The organism is Nocardioides sp. (assembly GCF_036405735.1).
GTDB lineage: Bacteria > Actinomycetota > Actinomycetes > Propionibacteriales > Nocardioidaceae > Nocardioides.
In genome coordinates, this window is record NZ_DASWXC010000075.1 from 17,425 (window position 1) to 33,254 (window position 15,830).

Here is a 15,830-nt window from a genome sequence, read left to right on the forward strand (position 1 = left end):
GCGGCTCGCCGGCTCGACCACCGGGGGCGGGCCTTCGCTGCTCGACCACCGGTGGCCTTCGCTGCTCGACCGACGGGGCAGCGGCGCCGCCCACAGACGGGGGTCGGCTAGGTTCGGGACATGGCCGCCCCTCTCATCGACTGGGACCTCGCCGTTCGCCTCGGAACCCGGCTGGCCGGCGACGGCCCGACCGTGAGTCGGGAGGAGGCCCGTGACGTGGTCGCGGAGTTGCGCGAGGACGCCGCCCGCTCGGCCCGCCTCGTCCGCGACCACACCGGCCTCGAGGCTCCCGAGAACACCGCCCCCGTTTTGGTCGTCGACCGCGCCGGCTGGGTGCAGGCCAACGCCGACTCCTTCGCCACCGTGCTGGCCCCGTTGGTCACGGCCCTCGAGACCCGCCGCAGTCCCACCGGCCTGACCCGTGCGATCGGCTCCCGGGTGACCGGCGCGGAGGCGGGCGCGCTGCTCGGCTTCCTGGCGGGGAAGGTGCTGGGCCAGTTCGACCCCTTCCACACCGGAGCCGAGCGCGGCACGAGCGAGGCCGGACGGCTGCTGCTGGTCGCGCCGAACATCGTCCACGTCGAGCGGGAGCTGGGCGCGGTGCCGGGCGACTTCCGGCTCTGGGTCTGCCTGCACGAGGAGACCCACCGGGTGCAGTTCACCGCCGTGCCGTGGCTGCGCGACCACCTCTTCTCCGAGGTCCAGGCGCTGGCCGACACGCTGGGCGGCGCCGACGTGGCGGCGCTGCTCGACGACGGGCTCAAGCGTGTCACCGAGCTGGTCCGTGGTGGCACCGGCAGCATCATCGACGTGGTGAGCACCCCCGAGCAGCGCGCGATCCTGGACCGCGTGACCGGGCTGATGTCGCTGCTCGAGGGCCATGCCGATGTCGTCATGGACGGCGTCGGGCCGAGCGTGATCCCGAGTGTCGACGCGATCCGGCGCAAGTTCACCCAGCGCCGCCAGGGCGTCGGCACCCTGGACCGGCTGCTGCGCCGCCTGCTCGGCCTGGACGCCAAGATGGCGCAGTACCGCGATGGCGCCGTCTTCGTCCGCACCGTCGTCGACCGGGTCGGCATGGAGCGGTTCAACGCCGTGTTCGCCGAGCCCGCGCACCTGCCCTCCCTGGCCGAGATCCACGACCCGCCGGCCTGGATCGGCCGCGTGCTGGGCTGAGGTGACGCAGATGGGCGGTGCGCTGCACCCCTGCGTCGCGGCGGTGCGCCGCGCCGTGCGCGGGAGCCTGGCCGACCTGGGGCCGGGTACGACGGTGCTGGTCGCCTGCTCCGGCGGAGCCGACTCGCTGGCGCTCGCCGACGCTGCGGTCTTCGAGGGACACAAGGCGGGCCTGCGGATCGTCGGGGTGACCGTGGACCACGGCCTGCAGGAGGGCAGCGCCGCCCAGGCCGAGCGCACCCTGGACCAGCTACGGACGATCGGCGTCGACGAGACCGTCGGTGCCAGGGTCTCCGTCGACGCCGGGGGGCTCGGCCCGGAGGCGGCGGCCCGGCGGGCGCGGTACGCCGTCCTCGACCAGGTCGCCGACCACGTCGACGCCGCCGTCGTGCTGCTCGGTCACACCCGGGACGACCAGGCCGAGACCGTGCTGCTCGGGCTGACCCGTGGGTCCGGCGGCCGGTCCATCGCCGGGATGCGCCGCAGCTTCGACCGCTACCGGCGCCCGCTGCTCGACGTCGGGCGCGACGACACCGTCACCGCCTGCCAGGTGGCCGGCCTCGGCTACTGGACCGATCCCCACAACCTCGATCCCGGCTACACCCGGGTCCGGGTGCGGGAGCGGGTACTGCCGGTCCTGGAGGAGGAGCTCGGCCCCGGCATCCCGGCCGCGCTGGCCCGCACCGCCGACCAGCTGCGCGCCGACATGGACCTGCTCGACGACCTCGCCGAGCAGGCGTACGACGCGGTGGCGCAGCCCGCCGGCCTGGCCGCGGACGCGCTGGCCGAGCAGCCCGTCGCCCTGCGCCGCCGGGTGCTGCGGCTGGCGGCGCTCGCCGCCGGTGCTCCGGCGGCCGAGCTGTTCCACGAGCACGTGCTCGCCGTCGACGCCCTGGTCACCGACTGGCGCGGGCAGCGGTGGATCGACCTGCCGGGCCACCTGCGCGCCGTACGCCGCGACGGACTCGTCCGGATCGTCCCGGCGCGGCTGGCCGACGGCGATGCCGACGGCGCCGCGGCCCCCGGTTAGGCTGCCGCCCATGGACGCCGAGCACGTCAAGGACGACCTGGTCGAGACCCTCTTCACCGAAGCGGAGATCCAGCAGCGGATCGAGGAGATGGCCCGGCGCATCGAGGCCGACTACGACGGCAAGGACCTGCTCATCGTCGGCGTGCTGCGCGGCGCGATCATGGTCATCGCCGACCTGGCCCGAGCCCTGGACCGGCATGTCGAGATCGACTGGATGGCGGTGTCGTCGTACGGCTCCGGCACGAAGTCCAGCGGCGTGGTGCGCATCCTCAAGGACCTCGACACCGACATCGCGGGCCGGCACGTGCTCGTGGTCGACGAGATCATCGACACCGGCCTCACGCTGTCGTGGCTGATCGCCAACCTCAGCTCCCGCAACCCGGCGAGCATCGAGATCGCCACGCTGCTGCGCAAGCCCGAGGCGCAGTCGATGCCGGTCGACGTCAAGTACGTCGGCTGGGACATCCCCAACGAGTTCGTGGTCGGCTACGGCCTGGACTACCGGGAGCGCTACCGCAACCTGCGCGACATTTCCACCCTCGCCCCCCACGTCTACTCCTGAGCGCCGCCCGGCGCGCACGCTGGCGGCGTTGTCGTCGGTCGCCGGCCCGCTTCTCTCTAAGGCCGCCTCCCTCCTCCGCCTTGCCAGCGCACGCACCGGACGACGCTCACTGGCCCCTGCGGCCCCGGCGGTGCGGACGACGCTGAGCCTTACCCAGTAGCGTGGGACAATCTGGGCGACTGGTTCGTTGCCCCTTCAGGGGCGTTCGTCCCGGTTCCGTGTCCGTAGAGTTCGAGAGAAGCCTGTGAAGCGCATCTTCAAGGGTCCCTGGGTCTGGATGATCGTCGCGGTGGTCGGCGTCCTGCTGGCCCTGCAGTACCTCGCCCCCAACCGCGGTGGCGACGAGATCCCGACCTCGCAGATGGTGAAGTACATCGAGGACGGCGACGTCGAGTCGATCACCTTCATCGACGGCGACCAGCAGATCAAGGCGACCCTCGACGACGGCGTCCGCTCCGGCGGCGCCGAGGTCACCACGCACTGGGTCGACGGCGGCCAGGAGACCATGCTCGCCGCGGTCCAGGAGCAGGTCGACGCCGGCACCATCGAGAAGTTCAACTCCGAGGTCGCCCGGCCCAGCCTGATCGGCTCGATCCTCAGCTTCCTGCTGCCCTTCGTGCTCATCGTCTTGCTGTTCCTCTTCTTGATGAACCAGGTCCAGGGCGGCGGCGGTCGCGGCGTCATGCAGTTCGCCAAGTCCAAGGCCAAGCTCATCTCCAAGGACATGCCGAAGACGACGTTCGCCGACGTCGCCGGCGCGGACGAGGCGATCGAGGAGCTCGCCGAGATCAAGGAGTTCCTCCAGGAGCCGGCGAAGTTCCAGGCCGTGGGCGCCAAGATCCCCAAGGGCGTGCTGCTCTACGGCCAGCCCGGCACCGGCAAGACCCTGCTCGCCCGCGCCGTCGCGGGCGAGGCCGGCGTGCCGTTCTACTCGATCTCCGGCTCCGACTTCGTCGAGATGTTCGTCGGCGTCGGCGCCTCGCGGGTCCGCGACCTGTTCGAGCAGGCCAAGGAGAACGCGCCGGCCATCGTCTTCATCGACGAGATCGACGCCGTCGGACGCCACCGCGGCGCCGGCATGGGTGGCGGTCACGACGAGCGCGAGCAGACCCTCAACCAGCTGCTCGTCGAGATGGACGGCTTCGACGTGCGCGGCGGCGTCATCCTGATCGCGGCCACCAACCGGCCCGACGTCCTCGACCCGGCGCTGCTGCGCCCGGGCCGCTTCGACCGCCAGATCCAGGTCGACGCCCCCGACCTCAGCGGCCGCGAGCACATCTTGAAGGTGCACTCCCGCGGCAAGCCGTTGGCCGCCGACATCGACCTGACCAGCGTGGCCCGCCGTACCCCCGGCTTCACCGGCGCCGACCTGGCCAACGTGCTCAACGAGGCGGCGCTGCTCACCGCGCGCTCCAACGAGAAGCTGATCACCAACGCGGCCCTGGACGAGGCGATCGACCGCGTCATCGCGGGTCCGCAGCGCCACAGCCGGCTGATGAGCGAGAAGGAGAAGCTCATCACCGCCTACCACGAGGGCGGTCACGCCCTGGTCGCCGCGGCGATGCCGCACAACGACCCGGTGCAGAAGGTGACGATCCTGCCGCGTGGTCGGGCGCTGGGCTACACGATGGTGATGCCCGACGAGGACAAGTACTCCCAGACCCGCAGCGAGATGCTCGACAAGCTCGCGCACATGCTGGGCGGCCGGGCCGCCGAGGAGATGGTCTTCCACGACCCGACCACCGGCGCCGGCAACGACATCGAGAAGGCCACCCACCTGGCCCGCGCGATGGTCACCCAGTACGGCATGACCGAGCGGCTCGGCGCCATCAAGCTCGGCAGCTCCAACGGCGAGCCGTTCCTGGGTCGCGACCTCGGCCACCAGCGCGACTACTCCGAGGAGATCGCCGGTGTCGTCGACGAGGAGGTCAAGAAGCTCCTCGCCACCGCCCACCAGGAGGCGTTCGACGTCCTCGAGGAGAACCGCGACGTCCTCGACGCGCTGGTCCTCGCGCTGCTGGAGAAGGAGACGCTCGGCAAGGAGGAGATCGCCGAGATCTTCACGCCGCTGCGGCGCCGTCCCGAGCGGCCGGCCTGGACCGGTTCGCCGACCCGGCGCCCCTCCGACCAGCCGGCCGTCGAGATCCCGCAGTGGATCCGCGACCGCGCGATGGCGGGTCTCGCGGGCGGTGCCAACGGCAGCAACGGCGCCACCGGCGCCAACGGCACCGTGGTCCCGACGCCCGGGTCCGCCCCCGAGAGCACGCCGTCGGACCAGGCATGACCGACCCGATCACCCTGACGCAGGGCGGCGCGGCCGCGCCCGAGTTCGACCACGCCCGTGCGGAGCGGGCCGTGCGCGAGCTGCTGTTCGCGATCGGGGAGGATCCCGACCGCGAGGGCCTGCTCGACACCCCCGCCCGCGTCGCCCGGGCGTACGCCGAGCTCACCCAGGGGCTCCGGATGGAGGCCGAGGACGTCCTCACGACGACCTTCGACATCGGTCACGACGAGCTCGTGCTCGTGCGCGACATCGAGTTCTGGTCGATGTGCGAGCACCACCTCGTCCCGTTCAGCGGCGTGGCCCACGTCGGCTACATCCCCTCGGAGTCCGGCAAGATCACCGGGCTGTCCAAGCTGGCCCGGCTGGTCGACGTCTACGCCAAGCGTCCGCAGGTGCAGGAGCGGCTGACCACGCAGATCGCGGACTCCCTGATGGAGATCCTCGAGGCCCGCGGCTGCCTGGTGGTGATGGAGGCCGAGCACCTGTGCATGACCATGCGCGGCGTGAAGAAGGCCGGCGCCCGCACCATCACCTCGGCCGTCCGGGGCAGCATGCTGACCAACGCCACCACCCGCGCCGAGGCGATGGGCCTCATCAACCGCAGTCGCTGAGGGCTCGATGAGCCGGCACGAGCCACCCCTCGTCATGGGGATCGTCAATGTCACCCCGGACTCCTTCTCCGACGGCGGCCGGTTCCTGGCCACCGACGACGCCGTGGCCCACGGCCACCGGCTGCTCGCCGACGGCGCCGACATCCTCGACATCGGCGGCGAGTCCACCCGGCCGGGGGCGACCCGGCCGCTGGTCGAGGACGAGCTGGCCCGGGTCGTGCCGGTGATCTCCGAGCTCGCCGCCGCCGGTGCCGTCGTCTCGGTCGACACCATGCGCGCCGAGGTCGCCGAGGCCGCGATCGCGGCCGGAGCCACGATCGTCAACGACGTGTCCGGCGGGCTCGCCGACCCCAGGATCCTCGACATCACCGCGGCCGGCGGGGCGACGTACGTCGTCATGCACTGGCGCGGCCACAGCGACCGGATGCAGCAGCTGGCGTCGTACGACGGGCCCGGCGGGGTCGTGGCGGCGGTGCGCGACGAGCTCGCCGAGCGGATCGACGCCGCCCGGGCCGCCGGCATCGCGGAGGACCGGCTGGTCCTCGACCCCGGCCTGGGGTTCTCCAAGACGGCCGACCACAACTGGCAGCTGCTCGCCGGCCTGGCCGAGCTCTCGCACGGCCTGCCGGTGCTGGTCGGTGCCAGTCGCAAGGCGTTCCTGGGCCACCTCCTCAGCGACGCCGAGGGGACGCCGCGGCCGGTCGCCGAGCGCGAGAGCGCGCACACCGCACTGGTCGCGCTGCTGGCCGAGCGCGGCGTGTGGGGCCTGCGCGTCCACGACGTCCGGGCTGCCACCGACGCGCTGGCCGTCGTACGCCGGCTGCGCTCCTGACCCCATCGAGAGGACCCCATGACCGACGAACTGGCCGTGCTCGGCATCGAGTGCTTCGCCCACCACGGCGTCTTCGAGTTCGAGAGGCGGGAGGGCCAGACCTTCCCGATCGACCTCGTCCTCGGCGTCGACACCCGCCCCGCGGCCGCGTCCGACGACTTGCAGGACACCGTGGACTACGGAAGTCTCGTGGCGGCGGTGAAGGCCGCCGTCGAGCGTGACCCGGTCGACCTGATCGAGACGCTGGCCCAGCGGATCGCGGACGTCTGCCTCTTGGACACCCGTGTTGAATGGGTCCGCGTCTCGGTGCACAAGCCGGACGCACCCATCGAGGCGACGTTCTCGGACGTGGTCCTCACCATCACCCGCCACCGGTCGGGTACCTGAGCCCCCGCGGCGACCGCTCGTAGCACCAGGAGGACAGCGACCGTGACCGAGACGCCCAACCCCAACATCATCGACGCCGACACCATGACGGGGGAGATGCGGCCCATCCGTCGAGCCGTCGTGGCGTTGGGCTCGAACCTCGGCGACCGGGTGGGGAACCTCCAGGGTGCGGTCGCGGCGCTCGCGGACACCCCCGACGTCTGGGTCACCGGCGTCTCTCCGGTCTACGAGACCGACCCGGTGGACAGCCCCGACGACGCGGGACTCTTCCTCAACGCCGTCGTGCTGCTCGACACCACGCTCTCGCCGCAGCGGCTGCTGGACCGGGCGCTCGCCATCGAGGACGCCTTCGACCGGCAGCGCTCCGACGTCCACAACGCACCCCGCACCCTCGACGTCGACCTGATCGTCGTGGGCGACAAGGTGCACGACGAGCCGCAGCTGACCGTGCCGCACCCGCGTGCCGCCGAGCGTGCGTTCGTGCTCCGGCCCTGGCTCGACGTCGAGCCGGACGCGGAGCTGCCCGGCATCGGACCGGTCGCCACCCTGGTGGAGCGGCTGGGCGACCAGGGCATCACCCGGCGCGACGACCTCGCGCTGGAGACCGACTGAGAGATGGCTGCCCGGTGAGCCGGGACCAGCAGGTCCCGCCCCCTGAGCCGACCCGCCCACCGACCGGGTCGCCCCACGGCCGGCTGCGTCCGCTGCCGCCCGGTGCGCTGACCGTCTTCGCCGTCGTCGGGCTCGTCGGGGGATGGCTGCTCCATCCCGTCGCCGAGAGCTGGACCGGTACCGCCCCCGTCGTCACGTGGGGTCAGCCGCTGGTGCTGCTGCTGGTCGCGGCCATCCTCGCCGGGACGGCGTGGGCGACGTGGCGCGCGGTGCAGGTGCGCGGTGAGCGGCTCGCACCGCACCAGGCGGTCAACCGGCTGGTGCTGGCCCGGGCGTGCGCGCTGGTCGGCGCGCTGCTGGCCGGCGGCTACCTGGGGTACGCCGTCAGCTGGCTCGGCCTCGAGGCCGAGCTCGCCTCTCAGCGCGCGGTCCGCTCGGCCGTCGCGGGCGTGGCCGGCATCCTCATCACCGTCGCCGCGCTGGTGCTGGAGCGGGCCTGTCGCGTGCGCGGCGGCGATCCCGAGAACCGCTGACCCGCCGTACCGGCCGGCGGGACGTCATACGGACCGGTCGCCGGGGCAGCCACCTCGTATGACGTCCGGCGCTGTTCCCGCGTGTCGCACCTGTCACAGCAGTCACAGCGGCCTAGCCTCGACGCCATGACTTCCCCGTCGGCAACACCGGCCTCGCGCCGCCGTCAGCGCAGCACGCGCGTGACGACGGCCGCGGTCCTGGTCGTGCTCGCTGCGCTGGCCGTCGCCGGCGCAGCCCTCAGCGGGTCGTGGCTCGTCGCCACGCTCGCTGCCGCGGCCGCCGCCCTCCTCGGCGGCACCGCCACCCGCATCACCCACGCCGAGCTGCGCGACTCGCGCGTCGAGGCCGCCCGCGACCGCGCCGTGCAGGCCCAGGGCTACCGCGAGATCACCGAGGCGCGCGTCGCCGAGCAGGCGAAGCACGACCAGCACCTGCAGGGCCAGATCCAGCAGCGCGAGCAGGTCATCGCCGACCTGGAGGCGGCCCTCACCGCCGCGCACCAGCGCGCCGCCGACGCGGTGCGTGGCCGTGCCGAGGAGTCCCGCCGGGCCGACCGGGCCGAGGCTGACGGCCGGGCGCTCGCCGGACGCCTCGACGAGGCGGAGGCCAGGGCTGCCGAGGCCATCGTGCGCGTGCACGAGCTGGAGCAGGAGCTCGACGTGGTCCGTGCCGAGCTGACCGCGGTCCAGGCCGCGGCGCGGACCGGCACCTCCTGGGGCGCCCAGACCGCCTGAGCGCCGGCGTACGGCCGGGGTTCGTTACCCTCGCCGCCATGACGCGACCCTCGGCAGTGTGGCGCTGGTTCCGTCGACCGGCCGAGGGCCCGCTGCTGAGCGTGGTCGTGCCCGTCTACGACGTGGTCGACTACCTGCCGGCATCGCTGGACAGCATCCTGCGCCAGCCGGTCAGCGACTTCGAGCTGCTGGTCGTCGACGACGGGTCCACCGACGGCTCGGCCGCGGTCCTCGCGGACTACGCCAGGCGTGACCCGCGCTTCCGCGTACTGACCCAGGAGAACGCCGGGCAGTCGGTGGCCCGCAACCGCGCCGTCGCGCAGGCGCGCGGTGAGTTCCTGACCTTCGTCGACCCCGACGACGAGCTGCCGGCCGACGCCTGGGGCAGCATGCTCGCGACGCTGCGCCGCACCCGCTCGGACTTCGTGGTCGGCAACGTGGAGCGGGTCGAGGGCGAGCGCCGGTTCACGACGCCGCTCATGGCGCGCAACCACACCGAGGACCGGCTCCGGCTCCGCATCGAGGACCGGCCGCTGATGCTCGCCGACGTCTTCGTCTGGAACAAGATCTTCCGCCGCTCGTTCTGGGTGGAGCACGGCATCACCTTCCCCGAGGGCGTCCGCTACGAGGACCAGGTCGCCTTGACCCAGGCGTTCCTCGCGGCCGACCGCTTCGACGTGCTCTCGGAGGTCGTCTACGAGTGGCGGGTGCGCGAGGACCGCTCCTCGGCCACGCAGAAGCGCGCCCAGCTGGCCAACCTCGTGGAGCGGTTCGACACCAAGCAGCAGACCGCCGCGATGGTGCGGGAGTACGGCGAACCGCGCGTGCTCGACGTGCTCTACCGAGAGGTGCTGCCCGTCGACATGAAGGTCACCTTCGGCGCCGCGGCGTCCCTGGACGGTGAGCCCGCCGCGGCGTACTGGGAGGTGCTCCGCGACGGGATGCGAGCGCTGTGGCGGGAGGACACCGTGCCGTGGGTCGACGTCCGGCTCGGGGTGGCGCTGCGCCTGCTGGGCTGGCTGGTCCTCCAGGACCGGCACGACGACTTCCGGCGGCTGTGGGACCTCGTGGAGGCCGATGCGGTCCCCGTCGAGGACAACCGCTACCGGCACCCCTGGTACCACGAGCCGGGGCTGCCCGAGGCGCTGCGGGTGTTCCGTCGGACGCCGCCGACCGGCTGAGGCGTGCGTCAGGTCACACCCCGCGCCGTTCCCATGGGGATGACGCGCGCGTACCGTCGTCGTTGTCGAGTCGAGACAGCCGTCCGGTACCCCTCCCGGCCCCGTCACGGGGTGGTCGGTGGGACTGGAACGAAAGGTTCGCGAATCCATGACAGCACCCCTTCGGGTGGGCGTGGTCGGCGCTGGTCGCGTCGGTGCCGTCCTCTCCGCCGCCCTGGCGCACGCCGGCCACCACGTGGTCGCCGCCGCCGGTGAGTCCGACGCCTCCCGCGCGCGGATCGCCGCCCTGCTGCCCGGCGTCCCGGTCGCCAAGCCCAGCGCCGTCGCGCGAGCCTGCGACGTACTGCTGCTGACCGTCCCGGACGACATGCTGAGCAACGTCGTCACGATGCTGGCCGCCTCCGGCGCGCTGCGCGAGGGACAGTACGTCGTGCACAGCTCGGGCCGCCACGGCCTGGCCGTCCTCGCGCCGGCCCGCGAGATCGGTGCCCACACGGTCGCCCTCCACCCCGCGATGACCTTCACCGGCACCGCGGTCGACCTGGAGCGGCTGCGTCCGGTCTCGGGGCCGGGCTGCGTCTTCGGGCTCACCGCCGAGCCGGCCGACCGGGCCTTCGCGGAGTCGCTCGTCGCCGACCTCGGGGGCCGCCCGATGTGGGTGCCCGAGGAGATGCGGACGCTCTACCACGCGGGTCTGGCGCACGGCGCCAACCACCTGGTCACGCTGGTGACCGAGGCGATGGAGATGCTCGCCGCCGCCGGTGCGGACGACCCCGCCGGCACGCTGCGGCCGCTGCTGACCGCCGCCCTCGACAACGCGCTGGAGCACGGCGACGCCGCCCTGACCGGCCCGATCGTGCGCGGCGACATCGGCACGGTGACGGCCCACCTGGAGGACCTCGCCACCGACGCGCCGCACACCCTGCCGTCGTACGTCGCCCTGGCGCGCGCCACGCTCGACCGTGCGGTCGCCGACGGCCGGCTCCTGCCCATCCGCGCGCGGAAGATCGCCGCGGTCCTCGACGTCGCGAGCACCGCGGTCGAGCCGGCTCCCGTGGCCGCGCCTGCCTCGGTGGTCGCGCCTGCCTCGGTGGTCGAGCAGACGAGCGAAGCGAGGCTTGTCGAGACCACCCGCGGGCACGCCCGATGACGATCCTCGCCAGCACCCGCGAGGAGCTCCAGAAGCTGCTCGCCGACCGTCGCGCGGCCGGGGAGCGCGTCGGCCTGGTTCCGACCATGGGTGCGCTCCACGAGGGTCACGCCAGCCTGATGCGCGTCGCGCGCGAGCACGTCGGCGCCGGCCCGGTCGTCGTGACGGTCTTCGTCAACCCGCTGCAGTTCGGCGCCGGCGAGGACCTGGACCGCTACCCGCGCACCCTCGACGCCGACCTGGTGGTCTGCGAGCGGGAGGGTGTCGACGTCGTCTTCGCGCCGAGCGTGGAGGAGATGTACCCCGGCGGCGTCGCGGCGGACGCGATGGCGGCGATGACGACCGTCGTCCCGGGCGACCTCGCCGACCTCCTCGAGGGCGCCACCCGACCCGGCCACTTCCGCGGTGTGCTCACCGTGGTCGCCAAGCTCTTCGGCCTGGTGCGTCCCGATGTCGCGGTCTTCGGGCAGAAGGACTACCAGCAGCTCGCGCTCATCACCCGCATGGCCGCCGACCTGTGCCTCGGCATCGAGGTCGTCGGCGCGCCGACCCAGCGCGAGTCGGACGGGTTGGCGCTGTCCAGCCGCAACCGGTACCTGTCCGCCGAGCAGCGGCAGGTCGCCACCGTCCTCTCCCGGGCGCTGCGAGCGGCCCAGGAGCGGGCGGCGTACGGCCTGCCCGCGGCGCGCTGGGCCGCGATGAGCGTGCTGCGGTCCGAGCCCGGCATCGAGCTGGACTACCTCGCCCTGCGGGCCGCCGACCTCGGCGACCTTCCCGACTACCCCCAGGCCGGCACCGAGGGCCGTGCGCTGGTGGCCGCCAAGGTCGGGACCACCCGGCTGATCGACAACATGGAGCTCCGATTCTGATGCTGCGCACGATGATGAAGTCCAAGATCCACCGCGCGACCGTGACCCAGGCGGACCTGCACTATGTCGGGTCGGTGACGATCGACGAGGACCTGCTCGACGCCGCCGACCTCCTCGAGGGCGAGCTGGTCCACATCGTCGACGTCACCAACGGCGCCCGGCTGGAGACCTACACGATCGCCGGCCCCCGGGGCTCGGGCGTGATCGGCATCAACGGCGCCGCCGCCCACCTCGTGCACCCCGGCGACATCGTCATCCTGATCGCCTACGCGCAGGTGACGACGCAGGAGGCCCGTGAGCTGCAGCCGCACGTGGTGTTCGTCGACGCCGACAACAAGGTCGTCACGCTCGGCGGCGACCCGGCCGACGTCCCCGCGGGCTACGGCCTCTCACGCGGCGACCTCGTCGACGCCTGAGCGTCGGTTCCCACTAGCCTGCCGCCGTGAGTTCTCTGCCGGGTCTGCTCGCCACCCGCGACCCCGGTTGGACCGAGTGGGCCGACGTGATCGTGGTCGGCTCGGGCATCGCAGGCCTCACCGCGGCACTGCGCCTGCGGGACCGGGTCGAGCGGATCGCGGTCGTCACCAAGGACGTCCTCGCCGCCGGCTCCACGCAGTGGGCACAGGGCGGCATCGCGGCCGCGCTCGGTCCCGAGGACAGCCCCGAGCAGCACGAGCGCGACACGCTCGTCGCGGGGGCTGGTGCCTGCGACAGCGACGCCGTGCGCATCCTCGTCACCGAGGGTCCGGACGCCGTCCGGGAGCTCATCGAGTGGGGGGCCGACTTCGACAAGGATCCCGAGGGCAACCTCTCCCTGGCCCGCGAGGGCGGCCACCACCGCGACCGGATCGCCCACGCCAACGGCGACGCCACCGGTGCCGAGATCCAGCGGGCCCTCATCGAGGCGGTCAAGCGGGCGCCGGAGATCCTGGTCTTCGAGCACGCCATGGTCGTCGACCTGGTCACCGCCGAGGACGGCGGCGTCGCCGGGCTGACGATCCACGTGATGGGCGAGGGCGACCTCGATGGTGTGGGTCTCGTGCGGGCACGCGCCGTCGTACTCGCGAGCGGCGGCCTGGGCCAGGTCTTCTCCCAGACGACCAACCCCGCGGTGGCCACCGCCGACGGCATGGCGCTCGCACTGCGCGCCGGCGCCCGGCTGCGCGACCTGGAGTTCGTGCAGTTCCACCCCACCGTCATGTACCTGGGCCCGGACTCCCGCGGCCAGCAGCCGCTCATCTCCGAGGCCGTCCGCGGCGAGGGCGCCGTCCTGGTCGACGAGACGGGGGAGCGGGTGATGGCCGGCGTCCACGAGCTCGGTGACCTCGCTCCCCGCGACATCGTCGCCAAGGCGATCATGAAGCGGATGCTCGCGACCGGGCGCCCCAACGTGTGGCTCGACGCGCGTGGCTTCGGCGAGGCGTACTGGCAGCGGCGCTTCCCGAACATCCTCGCGTCCTGCCGGGCGCACGGTGTCGACCCCGTCACCGAGCTGATCCCCGTGGCGCCGGCGTGCCACTACGTCTCCGGTGGCGTCCACACCGACCTGTGGGGGCGGTCCTCGGTCCCCGGTCTCTACGCCACCGGTGAGGTGGCGTGCTCCGGTGTGCACGGGGCGAACCGGCTGGCGTCCAACTCGCTGCTGGAGGGACTGGTGTTCTCGCGGCGCATCGCGGAGGTGCTGCCCGGTGAGCTGCGGCCGCTGAGCGAGCCGGTGCGCCACAGCGGGGCCAGCGGCCTGGTCCCCGGCGGCACGCTAAAGCAGGTGCAGGAGATCATGACCACCCGGGTCGGCGTACTTCGGACCGCGACCGGTCTCGGGGAGGCGGTCGACCTGCTCGGCGGCATCGCGGCGACGCCCGCCGGCCGCATCGACCCGGCCGCCTGGGAGGCCACGAACGTGCTGACGGTCGCCCACGCCCTCGCGGAGGCGGCGCTGCGCCGGGAGGAGACCCGCGGGTCGCACTGGCGCGAGGACCACCCCGAGCGCGACGACGCCCGCTGGGCCGGCCATCTCGACACGGTCCTCGACCTCGACGCCGGCGCCACGACGCTCATGTTCACCCCCGCCCCCGCGACCGACGGAGTCCCACGATGACCAGCCTGACGGCGTACGACGACCTCCCCGCCGGCCTCGCCCAGGAGCTGGCCCATGCCGGCCTGGAGCCGAAGGAGGTCTACCGCACGATCGTGACGGCGCTGGGCGAGGACCTGCCCGACCACGGCGACGTCGACGTCACCAGCGCGGCCACCATCGCCGCCGACGCCCGGGCGACCGGCGACTTCGCGGTGCGCGAGGAGGGCGTCGTCGCGGGTCTCGCCGTGGCGGCCCTCGCCTTCCACGTCGTGCTCGGCGACGACGTGAAGGTCACCGACCGGGTGCCCGACGGCACCCGCGTGCGGCCCGGCGACGTCGTCATGCGTGTCTCGGGCCCGACCCGGGGCCTGCTGACGGCGGAGCGGACCGCGCTCAACCTGGCCTGCCACCTCTCCGGGGTCGCCACCGCCACCGCCGCCTGGGTCGACGCCCTGGCGGGAACCGGCGCCCGCGTGCTCGACACCCGCAAGACCCTGCCGGGCCTGCGGGCGCTGCAGAAGTACGCCGTGGTCTGCGGCGGCGGCGTCAACCACCGCTTCGGGCTCGCCGACATGGCCCTGGTCAAGGACAACCACGTCATCGCCGCGGGCGGGGTCGTCCCCGCGTTCGAGGCGGTGCGGGCGGCGTACCCGCAGCTGCCGGTCGAGGTCGAGGTCACCGACCTCGACCAGCTCCGTGAGCTGCTGGACGCGGGGTGTGAGCGCATCCTGCTCGACAACATGTCGAGCGAGACGATGCGCCAGGCGGTCGCGATCACCGCGGGCCGGGCGACGCTCGAGGCATCCGGCGGTTTGACGCTGGAGCGGGCGCGTGAGGTCGGCGAGACCGGTGTCGACTTCGTGTCCGTCGGCGCGCTGACGCACTCGGTGCGGGTCTTCGACATCGGCTTCGACCTGGACGAGGTGCCATGAGCCTGCTCGCGGTCGACATCGGCAACTCCCACACCGTGCTGGGCCTGGTGCGGGAGGGTGAGGTGCTGGCGGACTGGCGCGTCGCGACCGACGAGCGCAACACCGCCGACGAGTGGGCCGTGCTGCTGCGGGGCCTGCTCGGCGGGCGGCTCGACGAGGTCACCGGCTTCGCGCTGTGCGCCACCGTGCCCGCCGTACTCCACGAGTGGCGGGAGATGCTGCCGCGCCACTTCGCCGGCGTCCCTGCCGTGATCGTGGAGCCCGGCGTGCGCACGGGCGTCCCGATCCTGATGGACAACCCGCGCGAGGTCGGCGCGGATCGCATCGTCAACGCGCTGGCGGCCGCGCACCGCTTCGGTGGCCCCTGCATCGTGGTCGCGTTCGGCGGCACGGCCACCACCTTCGACGTGGTCAACGAGGCCGGCGCGTATGTCGGCGGGGCGATCGCGCCGGGCATCGAGATCTCGCTGGAGGCGCTGGGCCGCCGCGGCGCGCAGCTGCGCAAGGTCGAGCTGGCGCGGCCACGGTCGGTGATCGCCAAGAACACCGTCGAGGCGCTGCAGTCGGGCATGGTCTTCGGCGTCGCCGCGCAGGTCGAGGGGATCACCGACCGGATGATCCGGGCGTTGGGCGTGCCCCTCGAGAGCGTGCGGGTCATCGCCACCGGATATCTCGCACCGCTGGTCGTCGAGGAATGCCGCTCTTTCACCGACCATGTCCCCTGGCTGACTTTCGAGGGACTGGAACTGGTTTACCGCCGTAACTCCTGAGCCGTTCGCGCGTTCGACCCGGCGTTAATTTTTGTCAACCCGGGTTAGACCCCGCTTTTCGAATTGAATGTGGCATCATCAATTCGTTC

At 72.9% G+C, this 15,830-nt stretch carries 17 protein-coding genes; all 17 read left to right on the forward strand.

The window, feature by feature from the left end; translation table 11 throughout:
* Positions 1 to 120 precede the first annotated feature (120 nt).
* The 17 genes from VGE38_RS12225 (at position 121) to VGE38_RS12305 (ending at position 15,741) form a co-directional block, all read left to right on the forward strand.
* Positions 121 to 1,176, forward strand: a complete 1,056-nt coding sequence (locus VGE38_RS12225) for an Rv3626c family coenzyme F420 biosynthesis-associated protein (RefSeq protein WP_331142821.1) — start codon at positions 121 to 123, stop codon at positions 1,174 to 1,176.
* Between the two features lie 10 nt (positions 1,177 to 1,186).
* Positions 1,187 to 2,206 carry a tRNA lysidine(34) synthetase TilS gene (gene tilS, locus VGE38_RS12230; RefSeq protein ID WP_331142822.1) on the forward strand — a complete coding sequence of 340 codons (1,020 nt, stop codon included), beginning with the start codon at positions 1,187 to 1,189 and terminating at the stop codon, positions 2,204 to 2,206.
* Positions 2,207 to 2,216: 10 nt separating this feature from the next.
* Complete coding sequence (gene hpt, locus VGE38_RS12235) at positions 2,217 to 2,768, forward strand: hypoxanthine phosphoribosyltransferase (RefSeq protein ID WP_331142823.1); 552 nt, start codon at positions 2,217 to 2,219, stop codon at positions 2,766 to 2,768.
* Between the two features lie 244 nt (positions 2,769 to 3,012).
* A complete protein-coding gene (gene ftsH / locus VGE38_RS12240; protein ID WP_414690946.1) occupies positions 3,013 to 5,052 on the forward strand; it encodes an ATP-dependent zinc metalloprotease FtsH in 2,040 nt (679 codons plus the stop codon).
* Entirely contained in the window at positions 5,049 to 5,663 is a 615-nt protein-coding gene (folE, locus tag VGE38_RS12245) for a GTP cyclohydrolase I FolE (protein ID WP_331142824.1), read from the forward strand. The genes ftsH and folE overlap by 4 nt, the downstream gene beginning before the upstream one ends.
* A gap of 7 nt (positions 5,664 to 5,670) precedes the next feature.
* Entirely contained in the window at positions 5,671 to 6,495 is an 825-nt protein-coding gene (gene folP, locus VGE38_RS12250; protein WP_331142825.1) for a dihydropteroate synthase, read from the forward strand.
* 18 nt (positions 6,496 to 6,513) lie between these two features.
* Entirely contained in the window at positions 6,514 to 6,882 is a 369-nt protein-coding gene (gene folB / locus VGE38_RS12255; RefSeq protein ID WP_331142826.1) for a dihydroneopterin aldolase, read from the forward strand.
* A 42-nt stretch (positions 6,883 to 6,924) separates the two neighbouring features.
* Positions 6,925 to 7,494 (forward strand): 2-amino-4-hydroxy-6-hydroxymethyldihydropteridine diphosphokinase, encoded by a 570-nt coding sequence (gene folK / locus VGE38_RS12260; RefSeq protein WP_331142827.1) that lies wholly within the window; start codon positions 6,925 to 6,927, stop codon positions 7,492 to 7,494.
* Positions 7,495 to 7,508: 14 nt separating this feature from the next.
* Positions 7,509 to 8,027, forward strand: a complete 519-nt coding sequence (locus VGE38_RS12265; protein ID WP_331142828.1) for a DUF3180 domain-containing protein — start codon at positions 7,509 to 7,511, stop codon at positions 8,025 to 8,027.
* 126 nt (positions 8,028 to 8,153) lie between these two features.
* Complete coding sequence (locus VGE38_RS12270; protein WP_331142829.1) at positions 8,154 to 8,762, forward strand: hypothetical protein; 609 nt, start codon at positions 8,154 to 8,156, stop codon at positions 8,760 to 8,762.
* Positions 8,763 to 8,800: 38 nt separating this feature from the next.
* The gene (locus tag VGE38_RS12275) at positions 8,801 to 9,943 is read left to right on the forward strand and encodes a glycosyltransferase (protein WP_331142830.1); all 1,143 of its coding nucleotides are present in this window, start codon (positions 8,801 to 8,803) and stop codon (positions 9,941 to 9,943) included.
* A 148-nt stretch (positions 9,944 to 10,091) separates the two neighbouring features.
* Entirely contained in the window at positions 10,092 to 11,093 is a 1,002-nt protein-coding gene (locus VGE38_RS12280; protein WP_331142831.1) for a Rossmann-like and DUF2520 domain-containing protein, read from the forward strand.
* On the forward strand, positions 11,090 to 11,962 hold the full coding sequence (gene panC, locus VGE38_RS12285; protein ID WP_331142832.1) for a pantoate--beta-alanine ligase: 873 nt from the start codon (positions 11,090 to 11,092) through the stop codon (positions 11,960 to 11,962). The genes VGE38_RS12280 and panC overlap by 4 nt, the downstream gene beginning before the upstream one ends.
* A complete protein-coding gene (gene panD, locus VGE38_RS12290) occupies positions 11,962 to 12,378 on the forward strand; it encodes an aspartate 1-decarboxylase (protein WP_331142833.1) in 417 nt (138 codons plus the stop codon). The genes panC and panD overlap by 1 nt, the downstream gene beginning before the upstream one ends.
* A gap of 26 nt (positions 12,379 to 12,404) precedes the next feature.
* Positions 12,405 to 14,060: an L-aspartate oxidase gene (locus tag VGE38_RS12295; protein ID WP_331142834.1), complete on the forward strand. Its 1,656-nt coding sequence runs from the start codon at positions 12,405 to 12,407 to the stop codon at positions 14,058 to 14,060.
* Positions 14,057 to 14,971 carry a carboxylating nicotinate-nucleotide diphosphorylase gene (nadC, locus tag VGE38_RS12300; protein WP_331142835.1) on the forward strand — a complete coding sequence of 305 codons (915 nt, stop codon included), beginning with the start codon at positions 14,057 to 14,059 and terminating at the stop codon, positions 14,969 to 14,971. The genes VGE38_RS12295 and nadC overlap by 4 nt, the downstream gene beginning before the upstream one ends.
* Entirely contained in the window at positions 14,968 to 15,741 is a 774-nt protein-coding gene (locus VGE38_RS12305) for a type III pantothenate kinase (protein ID WP_331142836.1), read from the forward strand. The genes nadC and VGE38_RS12305 overlap by 4 nt, the downstream gene beginning before the upstream one ends.
* The last annotated feature ends 89 nt before the right edge of the window (positions 15,742 to 15,830 follow it).

What these genes read in the sequence shown, in the direction of transcription:
- VGE38_RS12280 (WP_331142831.1), top strand. Translation starts at nt 10,092, where the DNA reads ATGACAGCACCCCTTCGGGTGGGCGTGGTCGGCGCTGGTCGCGTCGGT.
- tilS (WP_331142822.1), top strand. Translation starts at nt 1,187, where the DNA reads ATGGGCGGTGCGCTGCACCCCTGCGTCGCGGCGGTGCGCCGCGCCGTG.
- VGE38_RS12225 (WP_331142821.1), top strand. Translation starts at nt 121, where the DNA reads ATGGCCGCCCCTCTCATCGACTGGGACCTCGCCGTTCGCCTCGGAACC.
- folP (WP_331142825.1), top strand. Translation starts at nt 5,671, where the DNA reads ATGAGCCGGCACGAGCCACCCCTCGTCATGGGGATCGTCAATGTCACC.
- panD (WP_331142833.1), top strand. Translation starts at nt 11,962, where the DNA reads ATGCTGCGCACGATGATGAAGTCCAAGATCCACCGCGCGACCGTGACC.
- VGE38_RS12305 (WP_331142836.1), top strand. Translation starts at nt 14,968, where the DNA reads ATGAGCCTGCTCGCGGTCGACATCGGCAACTCCCACACCGTGCTGGGC.
- nadC (WP_331142835.1), top strand. Translation starts at nt 14,057, where the DNA reads ATGACCAGCCTGACGGCGTACGACGACCTCCCCGCCGGCCTCGCCCAG.
- VGE38_RS12275 (WP_331142830.1), top strand. Translation starts at nt 8,801, where the DNA reads ATGACGCGACCCTCGGCAGTGTGGCGCTGGTTCCGTCGACCGGCCGAG.
- hpt (WP_331142823.1), top strand. Translation starts at nt 2,217, where the DNA reads ATGGACGCCGAGCACGTCAAGGACGACCTGGTCGAGACCCTCTTCACC.
- folE (WP_331142824.1), top strand. Translation starts at nt 5,049, where the DNA reads ATGACCGACCCGATCACCCTGACGCAGGGCGGCGCGGCCGCGCCCGAG.
- panC (WP_331142832.1), top strand. Translation starts at nt 11,090, where the DNA reads ATGACGATCCTCGCCAGCACCCGCGAGGAGCTCCAGAAGCTGCTCGCC.
- folB (WP_331142826.1), top strand. Translation starts at nt 6,514, where the DNA reads ATGACCGACGAACTGGCCGTGCTCGGCATCGAGTGCTTCGCCCACCAC.
- VGE38_RS12270 (WP_331142829.1), top strand. Translation starts at nt 8,154, where the DNA reads ATGACTTCCCCGTCGGCAACACCGGCCTCGCGCCGCCGTCAGCGCAGC.